The organism is Paenibacillus xylanexedens, assembly GCF_017874615.1.
Taxonomy (GTDB): Bacteria; Bacillota; Bacilli; order Paenibacillales; family Paenibacillaceae; genus Paenibacillus; species Paenibacillus xylanexedens.
The window spans coordinates 141,285-151,925 of the sequence record NZ_JAGIKV010000018.1; the positions used below are offsets into that span (position 1 = coordinate 141,285).

Below are 10,641 nucleotides of genomic sequence, written 5' to 3' on the forward strand. Positions count from 1 at the left end.
TCATCGGTTGGTTGTTTCCTTATTTCCCTTACCACTGTAGATATATGTCTGGACACCCGTATCGGAACTGTCTACCCGCTTGCGTAGACCCATCTCACGAATCAACAGGTCTACAATGGATAAGCCCAGACCTGTGCCTTTATTGTCGGAATCCTGCTGCATTCCCGGACCCCGATCCTGAATAACAATAGCCGTCTCACCCTGAATCTCCTGGGTTGATATGCCAATATACTTCCCGCTGGCGGCATGACGGATCACGTTTTGGAACAAATTATCAAGAATACGGCGCATGCCCTGTTCATCCATATGCCAGATCAGCGGTTCCTCCGGCAGGTCAATATCAATTTCGAATTGCTCTTTCTCCCAGACCGGGTACCAGGCCGCCGCCGTTTCCCTGACAATCCGCAGCATATCTTTCTCTTCCAGCTTCAGCGTATATTTCCCACTCGTGAGCAAATTGTAGGATAACATGTTGTCGATGAGCCCGCCGAGATCCTCCATCTTCGCTTCCATGCGATGTAATGAACGGTCACCTTGCTCGCTCAGCGCTTCCTTGTGCAGAGCATGCATATGTCCACGAATCACCGTTAGCGGGGTACGCAGATCGTGGGAAAGCCCCGCAATGAGACGTTTGCGCAATTGTTCTTCCTCGCGTTCACGATGGCGGCTGTCGGACAGTTGATGCACCATCTGATTGAAGGATTCCTCCAGCTGACCGATCTCATCTAACCGGCGGATATCCACCGGAAGCGGAATGCCTTCCTTGCCCGGGGTCATCATGGCCGTCTGCAAACGAATCAGTCGCTTGCGAATGCGTGCGAAGAAGAGAATCGACATAATGATGAAAATCATAAAGATGATGATCATGACAATGCCAAGATACAAGAGTTCCATTGGGAAATTATTTTGTGTCTTTTGCAAAAGCGATCGCGGCACTTCAATGACCATGAAGCCCTGTCCTCTATCCTCTTCATCTCCGCCTACATAGGCAACTACAGTTAGTGGATCACGATAGGAAGCTTTTTTCATGAATTGCACGGTATTGTTCGCATTCCATTCGGCTGGAATCCGAGTCTCAGCCGTTTTCCCGGAATCCAATGACCACTTTAATACCGTGTCTGTCTTGCCATCCGCTGACGTGGATTTCAACAACGTTACATCTTCACCACCCAGAATAAAGACCGTCTCACCACGAGCATTCACTCGATACATGGAAGCTTTGGGATACTTACGATGTATCTGCTTCAACCGTGCGCTAACTTCTCCATCCGAAGCGCCATCCAGGTTCTCCGCTTCACGCGACCAGAGGTTACTGATCCGGGTAACATCACCGTAAGGTGCCTCTTGATTCGTATTCGTGTTATTCACTACGACAACATATAGGATGGATATGATCGGAAGCACGACGGGGACGAATAATACGGCCGCCAGAATCAGGATGATATATCTGGACATCAAGGACCGCCCAAAGCGTAGCTTGCGCCGCCCGGATTGCTTATGATCCACGCCTCGTTCTCCCTTCATGATTTTCCGTTCTCTGAACCGCCGAATCATGGCTTCTTCACGCGATATCCCACACCGCGGACCGTCTGAATAACTACCGGATTGGCCGGATCAAGCTCCAGCTTTTCACGCAGATGTCGAATATGTACCATCAAAGTTTTATCTCCATCCAGATAGGGCTCGTTCCAGACGGCTTCATAGATCTGCTCTTTGGTTCGAATCATGCCCATATGTCGTAGCAGGTAGGCGAAGATGTGGAACTGTTTTCCCGATAAAATAATCTCATCTCCCGTCTCCTCATTAACGATCCGGTTGTCCTTCTCATAGATGGAGAGATGATCCAGCTTCAGGGCAGCATCCGTGGATACCGCTGTTCCTGCCTTACGCAGTTGTACTTCAATCCGGGCAGCCAGTTCATCGGGGTGAAATGGTTTGGTCACATAGTCGTCGGCAAAATCAAGACCATGCAGCTTGTCGTCAATAGACGTTCTGGCCGAGAGCATGACAATGGGCACGGCGGGATATTCTTTTTTCAGTCGCTGTCCCACCGTAAATCCATCCAGTCCGGGCAACATGACATCCAGAATAATGAGGGAGCAACCAACAGCAGCCTCAGCTGCACCTTCACCACTTCCGAGCCATTGCACCTCATAACCGCGCTCCTCCAGATCGGCTCTGACCCAAGTCGCAATTTCCGTATCATCTTCAATATATAACAGTTTGGTTTTCATCCGAATATTCGTTTCCTTTCTGTACCCTTTTGGTTAATTATAGCTTATCCATTAACGTGGGGAATGTCATATTAATCAAGTCTACCAAGTACATATCAGTTCTACACCTGACGGGAGGATTTTCATTATGTTGCTGGAAGCCATCTATCATCAACCGAAACGAAACTGGGCCTATGCCTATGACCAAGATACAATCCATCTGCGTTTGCGTGTCAAAAAGAATGATCTGACCGAGGTACATGCCTTGACCGGAGACAAATATGCGTGGGATGCAACCAAAGCGCTGGTTCCCTTAACGAAGTTCACCTCTGACTCCATGTTCGATTACTACGAGGGTGAGGTGAAACCTCCCTACCACCGACTGAAATACTCTTTTCTGCTCAAAAACGGAGACGAACAGATCTGGATGACCGAGACGGACTTCCAGGAAGAAGAGCCGGACGATCCGGGTCGTATGTTCCAGTTCCCTTATATTCATGCCGGAGCTGTATTCACACCCCCTGCATGGGTTAAGGATGCGGTGTTCTATCAGATTTTCCCTGAACGATTCGCCAACGGCAATCCGGATATTAGTCCGGAAAAGGTGGAGCCGTGGGGCGGCGAGCCAACACCTTTCAATTTTTTCGGCGGTGACCTTCAGGGCGTGATCGACCATCTGGATTACATCAGCGATCTTGGCATTAATGCGATCTACTTCACACCCATCTTCGAAGCCACCACCAATCATAAATACGATACCGAAGACTACCTGCGGGTAGACCGGCACTTTGGTGACGCAGATACCGTGAAAAGACTGGTCAAGCTGTGCCACGCACGTGGAATTCGCGTACTTCTGGATGCTGTGTTCAACCATTCCGGGAAGACATTTGCGCCGTTTGTGGATGTGCAGAAGAACGGAGAACAATCCAAATACAAGGACTGGTTCCATGTACACGAATACCCGCTGGACGTGAAGGACGGCATTCCTACGTATGAGACCTTCGGATTCGAAGCGCACATGCCAAAGCTGAATACGGAGAATGCCGAGGTGAAGGCCTATCTGCTGGAGGTTGCTGAGTACTGGATCAAGGAAGTGGGCGCGGACGGATGGCGGCTGGATGTGGCAGACGAAGTGGACGATGCATTCTGGCGTGATTTCCGCCGTGTAGTCAAAGCCGCTAACCCGGATGCCTATATTCTGGGCGAAGTATGGAACGAGTCCTCCTCCTGGCTGCAAGGCGACCAGTTCGATGCGTCCATGAACTATCCGTTTACCGATGCCGTGAATGCTTTCTTTGTGAAAAATACAATGCACGCCGAACAGTTCGCAAACTCCATCGGGCGACAGTTGTCCCGTTATCCGCTTCAGGCCAGCGAAGTGGCGTTTAACTTGCTGGACAGTCACGATACCCCTCGGTTGCTCACGCTGTGTGAAGGCGACCAGCGCAAGATGAAGCTTGCTGCGTTATTCCAGTTCAGTTACATGGGTGCTCCGTGCATCTATTACGGAGATGAGATTGGCATGGACGGCGAACATGATCCGGGTTGCCGTAAATGCATGGAATGGGATGAAGCGAAGCAGGACCGAGAGCTGTTCGACTTTTATCAGAAACTGATCTCCCTGCGTCATGCTCATCCTGCCCTGCGTGCAGAAGGCACCGTTCGTTTCCTGCAGGCTCGTCCCGATGGCAGCCAACTGGTATTTGAGCGACAAAATGAGGAGGAACGCATTCTGATTCTGTTCAACCGATCAGAAGAGACAGCTATTGTCGAGCTGGAGGCCGGTGACGAGGAATGGACAGAGTTATTCGGCGGAAACCATCGTACCGCCAAGGAAGATGGCGTACTCGCCATTGAATTGCCCGCGTATGGATATGCTGTAATGAGTACTAGTCTCACATAAACACCAAGCTATACTTGCTCAGATGCAAGACTGGAGTCTGTTCAATTCATCGGCATATCAAACGAAATAGGCGCTCACAGATCTGTTCCTGATCTGTGGAGCGCCTATCTGATTTTGACGTTATTCATTATGGCCATGGATCACTCTGGTCGAACCAGCTGTTCCTTGAGCAACTGGATGGTGGCCTCATATTGTACAAGCCCCACTTGCAGACACAGACGCTGTGCAGGCGAAATACGTTCACCGAATTCTTCCATCTGGCGCTGAAGTTCAGCATATAACATTTCCTTGCGCTTCAACTGGGTCGAGATCCAACCCGTTACGGTATCTTCATCCGCCAACTCTCCGAAGTACAAACGCATCAGAAAATCAGAACGAAATACCTCAGCTTCCAAAGGACTCATTAAATAGGCGTGAAATTGCGCTGCTCCTTCAGGGGTCAATGAATACACGTTCTTATCAGGTTTCCCTTCCTGCTTCACCGATTCCTTAGTCAGCAATCCTGACTTTTCCATCTTCGCAAGTGTAGGATATATGGTGCCAAAGCTGGCATCAAAGAAAAATGAAAAATATTGTTCAAAGTACTGCTTGATCTCGTATCCGGAACTTGGCTGATTGTGCAGTATTCCGAGGATGACATGCTGCGTGTTCATCGGTGTACCGCTCCTTTCCATTCCCCTTAACGTATCACAATCAGTACCCCTTGTTCAATGTTCAGATGACGAAACGGTTGCTTTCAGAGCAACAGGCACAGCAGCAGTCTGGTCCTCCTTACGAGCTTCAGAACGCACCGGGCCGGAGCGTCTGATCCAGGTGCAAAGCGCACCCAGGGTCAGTGTTACTCCACCGATTACGGCGAGCAACATCGCATCCCGGCCGATCCCGTTTCCTCCGAGCACAAGGTTCATCATTCCTTCTACGGCATAAGTCGCTGGCAGATAATGACCGATTACTTGGTAGAACTCAGGCATTACATCTCGCGGAATCGTTGATCCCGATGACAGCATCAGTAGAGGTAACAGCGCGCTGTTTAGCCATGCCCCAGCATTGCCAAGCAACAACAAACTCAACTGAGCCATGAATAGAAAAGATATAGTGATTAGTAACTGGAACAGCCATAACATGAACCAACCATCTGCTGACGATACCCCCATAACGTACATCATCCCCGATCCAACGAGCGAAACGATACATGCCGCACCAACATTAACGATGTTGCGCGCCCAGAAGCGCGCCCATTTCCCTGCCCTGCTACTCAGTTCACCAGATACTTTCTGCAGATTCATGCCAAGCAACATCGCTCCGGTAAACGTAGCCGTTACAATCAACATCGGTACCATGGAGAAAGCAAAATTATCAACAGGATTCAGTCGCTCCACCTCTGCTTCCACGCGTGAGGATAACCCCAGCGCCAGCGAATCGGACTGATCGGCAGTCATACCGGACTGATTCAGAACTCCGCGAATACCATTCTCTTGTACTTCACGATTCAATGTCGCTGTAACTTGTGCGGCTACGTTCTGCATCACACTTTTCACGGTAGCCACGTTTGATTCGTTCATCACATACTTAACTGTCATCGGCTTCGACAAGTCTTCTGCCTGCTGCATAAAACCGGATGGAATCTCAATGATCATGTATACTTCCCGATCCGTTAACATCTGTCTCGCTTCTTGCATCGATTCAGATGGTTTGATCTCGAAATTCAGACCCGCTGCCAAAGACGCGGCCAACGGCTCAGCTGCCGCCCCGTCTTCATTAACAATAGTGACAGCTAGCTCAGTCATTCTCTCATTAACCTGATCGTATCCTCTAAGCCAGATGATGTTAAAGAAAACCTGAAACAGCACGGCCGTAATTAAACCCACAATAGTAGCTCCATTTTTCAAAAACAGCAGACTCGTCTGAAAAATTTCTTTCATTCTAACCATCTCCTTTTATTTTTGTTTCGCTCTTTTATATATCGTGTTGATATATGACAATTGTTAATATATCAACACGATATATAAATCGTCAATGTTTTTATTTTTCTTGTTGGTAAAAGACAAAAAAAGCCGATACCAATCTTCACTAGGAAGATTGGTATCGGCTTTTCATATCACGCAGGGAGCTCTACTTCAACTTTAATAATCAAGGCTCAAGGTTCCACGAGTTAGCGTTAGATTTAATTCATATCAATTCTATTATGCCTTAGGTTCTACGTCATTTCCAGCAGGGGACTCCTGCTCAGGCTCGGCACGCTTTGCCTTTGGTTTAGCCAGCTTCTGCATCATTTTGCGGCCGGTTGGCGTCTGAGCCAGTCCGCCTTGGGCTGTTTCCCGGTGACGGCTCGGCATCGCACTGCCTACTTCCAGCATAACGTCGATGACCTCGTCTGACGGTATGGCACTACGCACTCCGGCCAGGGCCATATCAGCCGCAGCCAGCGCCGTGACTGCACCCAGTCCATTACGGACGATGCACGGAATCTCAACAAGGCCTGCGACTGGATCGCAGATAAGGCCCAGTGTATTTTTTAACGCCAAGCCTACGGCATGAACGACCTGTTCCGGTGTACCTCCACGCAGTTCAACCATGGCACCCGCAGCCATGCCGATCGCGGAACCCACTTCCGCCTGACAGCCACCTTCGGCACCGGAGATAAATGAATTGTTGGCAATAACATAACCAATCGCTCCCGCACAGAACAACCCGTTCACCAAATGTTCGTCCGTCCAGCCAAACCGCTCCTGTGAACTGATAAACACACCCGGGATAATGCCGCAGGAACCCGCTGTTGGTGTTGCCACGATCCGACCCATGGAGGCATTCACTTCAGATACACACAAGGCATACGCCATGGCAAGTGCCGAAGCATCACCGGAGCAAGTCTCACCCTTGCGAATATACTCGGCCATTTTTTTGCCATCTCCACCCGTTAATCCACTGCGTGATGTCGTATCTTCTGTCAGTCCTTTGCGCACCGCTTCCTTCATCACCTGATAGTAATCTGACATCTGCCGCACAACATCGGCTTCTGGAGTATTTGTTTCCTGAACCTGCTCTTCGATCATCAAGCGGGCAATCGTTTTGGACTCTGCTGTACAGACGGCATTCAATTCATGCAAATGCTTAAATCGCATCCGGCTCCACCCCTCTCTTCAAATCGATGACGCGAATTTCAAGCACATGGTCCAGTGAGCGCAGACGCTTCAGCATCTCAGCATTAGGCACAGCGTCCATCTCCATCGCGGTCAACGCTTCACCATCTCTGGCTTTCCGATCCACTTGCATATACCCAATATTCACACCTGACGAACTGATTGTGGATGTGACCGAAGCGAGCACTCCGGCTTTGTCCGAATGGCGCAGCACAAGCGTTGGAAACTCTCCGCTGATCTGTACACGAAAATCATTTAAAGCATGCACCGATACACTACCACCGCCGATAGAAGCACCGATTAGTGAACATTGACGATCTCCGTGCCACAACTCAATTTTGACCGTATTGGGATGGGGGGCTGGCAGACCGCTCGTGTAAAACTCCACCTCCATGCCCGCTTCCTCTGCGTATTGCTCTGCATCCGGTATACGCGGATCGTCTGTGACATAGTCGAGCAGACCACCGATCAGTGCCAGATCTGTTCCGTGCCCCTGATACGTATCTGCAAATGAACCGTACAGGGTCAGCCGGGCACGATCTGGCGTACATCCTAGCCACTGTCGAGCAATTCTCCCTAACCTTGCCGCTCCAGCTGTATGTGAACTTGATGGACCTGTCATAGACGGACCAATAATTGAAAAAACGTCTTTAAAACGCACCTGCACCCCTCCATTTATATTCATCCTATCCAACCATACGAGTATTCATAATGTTCCTTTATTACTGAGCGATGACATACAAAAAGGACAGAAGAAGGCCCACGGCCCTCTCTCTGTCCTCGATACCTGAGAGTTTCATGATAAGAAGCACACAGATGCTTTGCCTGTATTCCACAGGTGACACACCTTGCAAACTGCCCCTTAAACATATACCCCTTGGGTGGCGCATATTGCGCACTCTCCAGAGTTGCGTCCAACGATGGTACATTTACCTGAGAGATTAACCGCTGCGCCGGGTGCGCAGCAGCTTGCTCCTTCGGTGCCTTGGCAGCATGCGATTTTACTCGGTCTGCCCAGGTCTCTCCCGCTCGTTATCATCCGCCTTAACATCATTGAATTGATTTTGCATGTTAGACCGCTGAATTTTCGATACATCTATAAGAATAGAGTAATGTACAGTATCCGATATGTCAACAAAAGTAACGTGCAATTATCATAAGCTAGACGTCAACTTTAAGTGAATACAATGGCATTGATATTTCTCACCTGCGCTGAAGAACTTGTGACACTTGTAGTTGTCACAAATGAAATGCTTATAGTATATACGTTGGTTGTTGTAGCAGTTGCTGTATCCACGTAAGTGTTGGAAGAAAGGAATGATATCGAACCGGAAGCATTCCCTGTTCTGGAGAGCTGCAATTGGTTAATCAAAACGCCGTTCACTCTCAGGTTAATGTTATATGCGATACTCCAGTTGGACTCCACCACCACTGCAACTTGCGTACTATTGTCAATTTTCACCCTTTGGCCTGTCACCACAGTCACATTTAGGGTCTGGATCGTCGTTTCAGCTGTTAATGAAAGAGACAATGATGATGTCTGACTGTCAGCAAACAAGGAAGAACTCGCTGGCGCAGATGCTGCTGTAGATCCTGTCGCGCCCGTAGCGCCAGTGGCTCCGGTCGTGCCCGTTACGCCTGTAGCTTGCTTCATAACACAGCGCAAGCCATCCTCTGCACTGAATACGCATGCAACGGCAGCAGCGGCAAACTCGCCAAGGCTGCTGCTTAGGACATAATCAGGCATCATACCACGAGTCAACAAGGATTGGGCAAGTGCATACTCCACCATATAGATGGCGGGATGCGACATAATTGTTCGTTCGAAGCGTCCTCGCCTGTCTACGATCCTCCGTACATATGCCGGATGATTGACTCGCCCCCGCATTCCAAAACCGTTTGATCGAGAGCAAGCATCGTTTCCCTGAACAACGCATCCTGCTCAAACAGCTCCTCCCCCATCCGCGGATACTGCGATCCCTGCCCAGAAAACATAAAAACACAAAACTTCCCTCATATGTGCGTTTCCTATCTTAAACGTGCCGAAACAACGATTGAATTAGTTGAAAAGCTTGTTGTATACACCATGAAAATTTGTGATTTTTGTAAATGATGGATTGTGTTAATAAAGAGATTGTATATCGTAAAATGACGAATAACATTGTTAAATAGGGATAAATCAGAGAAAAAGGATATAATATTATGTCATTTTTTTATCTATAATCGGAAATGCACCTGGTTCAATGAGTAGAACGCAACAAAATACTTGCCATTCAATATATTTTGCGCGATTACTTTTTTTCATTTTTTATCATCGACTGTGTTGGAGAGCTAACGTGCAGGAGAGCGGTTTAGTCAGCCTAATACACGCCTTATTGCCATCCTATAATTGTATAAATGATTAAAAGAAGGATGAGAACCTTGAAATAGCTACATGACCTGCGCTGTTAGCTATTACTGATGAATTAGCAATGGTAATAGGAAACCCAGATATATTCCTAAATTGAAGTGTATCTCCAACAGCAAAGGACTGAACTTGAACTAAAACCAATTGACCACTTGTTGCCGTGGTTACAGCAGGAGCCAGATATGCTGTAGAATTATTTAGTGATAGCCCAATTGTTGCTCCTGGTAATGTAGCAGCTGCAAGATTTAGTACAACACTTATGTTGTACAAACCTGCATTTTGTATTGTGAAAACACTTGTTGCTGCATTATAAGTTAGTGTAGTAAATTGGTTTGGAGTAATATTTAGAATATTTGATCCAGAAGCAATTGACTGAGGTTGAATATTACCATTAAAGAATGAGTCTACAAACGTAGGAGTTGCGCCTGTTGCGCCAGTTACCCCAGTAAATCCTGTTCCACCAGTAGCTCCAGTCGTTCCTGTTCCGGTTGCACCAGTCACACCGGTTACTCCAGTTGAGCCCGTTGCTCCCGCGGATCCGGTTGTTCCCGTTCCGGTTGCACCTGTCGCTCCGGTTAACCCAGTAGATCCTGTTCCACCAGTAGCTCCAGTCGTTCCGGTTGCACCAGTCGTTCCGGTTGCACCAGTCACACCGGTTACTCCAGTTGAACCCGTCGCTCCCGTGGATCCGGTTGTTCCCGTTCCGGTTGCACCTGTCGCTCCGGTTAACCCAGTAGATCCTGTTCCACCAGTAGCTCCAGTCGTTCCTGTTCCGGTTGCACCAGTCACACCGGTTACTCCAGTTGAACCCGTTGTTCCCGTTCCGGTTGCACCTGTCGCTCCGGTTAACCCAGTAGATCCTGTTCCACCAGTAGCTCCAGTCGTTCCGGTTGCACCAGTCACACCGGTTACTCCAGTTGAACCCGTTGTTCCCGTTCCGGTTGCACCTGTCGCTCCGGTTAACCCAGTAGATCCTGT

Annotated in this window: 9 protein-coding genes and 2 riboswitches; of the genes, 1 reads left to right on the forward strand and 8 read right to left on the reverse strand. The window is 48.7% G+C overall.

Going from position 1 to position 10,641, the window contains the following annotated elements:
• A complete protein-coding gene (locus J2Z28_RS21750; RefSeq protein ID WP_342357533.1) occupies positions 1-1,506 on the reverse strand; it encodes a sensor histidine kinase in 1,506 nt (501 codons plus the stop codon).
• A gap of 44 nt (positions 1,507-1,550) precedes the next feature.
• The gene (locus J2Z28_RS21755) at positions 1,551-2,234 is read right to left on the reverse strand and encodes a response regulator transcription factor (RefSeq protein ID WP_211084259.1); all 684 of its coding nucleotides are present in this window, start codon (positions 2,232-2,234) and stop codon (positions 1,551-1,553) included.
• Positions 2,235-2,361: 127 nt separating this feature from the next.
• On the opposite strand from J2Z28_RS21755, the gene J2Z28_RS21760 reads away from it, so the two are divergent.
• Complete coding sequence (locus tag J2Z28_RS21760) at positions 2,362-4,116, forward strand: alpha-glycosidase (protein WP_211084260.1); 1,755 nt, start codon at positions 2,362-2,364, stop codon at positions 4,114-4,116.
• A gap of 140 nt (positions 4,117-4,256) precedes the next feature.
• Here the strand turns inward: J2Z28_RS21760 and J2Z28_RS21765 are convergent, their stop codons facing one another.
• The 6 genes from J2Z28_RS21765 to J2Z28_RS31550 form a co-directional block, all read right to left on the reverse strand.
• Positions 4,257-4,769 (reverse strand): PadR family transcriptional regulator, encoded by a 513-nt coding sequence (locus J2Z28_RS21765; RefSeq protein WP_211084261.1) that lies wholly within the window; start codon positions 4,767-4,769, stop codon positions 4,257-4,259.
• A gap of 54 nt (positions 4,770-4,823) precedes the next feature.
• Positions 4,824-6,038, reverse strand: a complete 1,215-nt coding sequence (locus J2Z28_RS21770) for a YhgE/Pip domain-containing protein (RefSeq protein WP_211084262.1) — start codon at positions 6,036-6,038, stop codon at positions 4,824-4,826.
• 261 nt (positions 6,039-6,299) lie between these two features.
• A complete protein-coding gene (sdaAA, locus tag J2Z28_RS21775) occupies positions 6,300-7,238 on the reverse strand; it encodes an L-serine ammonia-lyase, iron-sulfur-dependent, subunit alpha (protein ID WP_211084263.1) in 939 nt (312 codons plus the stop codon).
• Positions 7,228-7,917, reverse strand: coding sequence for an L-serine ammonia-lyase, iron-sulfur-dependent subunit beta (gene sdaAB, locus J2Z28_RS21780; RefSeq protein WP_211084264.1), 690 nt, complete (start codon positions 7,915-7,917; stop codon positions 7,228-7,230). The genes sdaAA and sdaAB overlap by 11 nt, the downstream gene beginning before the upstream one ends.
• Positions 7,918-8,028: 111 nt before the next feature.
• A riboswitch (glycine riboswitch) is annotated at positions 8,029-8,164 on the reverse strand.
• Positions 8,165-8,168: 4 nt separating this feature from the next.
• Positions 8,169-8,294, reverse strand: a riboswitch (glycine riboswitch).
• 136 nt (positions 8,295-8,430) lie between these two features.
• A complete protein-coding gene (locus J2Z28_RS21785; RefSeq protein ID WP_280530848.1) occupies positions 8,431-9,144 on the reverse strand; it encodes an acyltransferase domain-containing protein in 714 nt (237 codons plus the stop codon).
• A 513-nt stretch (positions 9,145-9,657) separates the two neighbouring features.
• Positions 9,658-10,641 (reverse strand): hypothetical protein (locus J2Z28_RS31550; protein ID WP_425325415.1); only part of this gene is annotated, 984 nt, incomplete at its 5' end.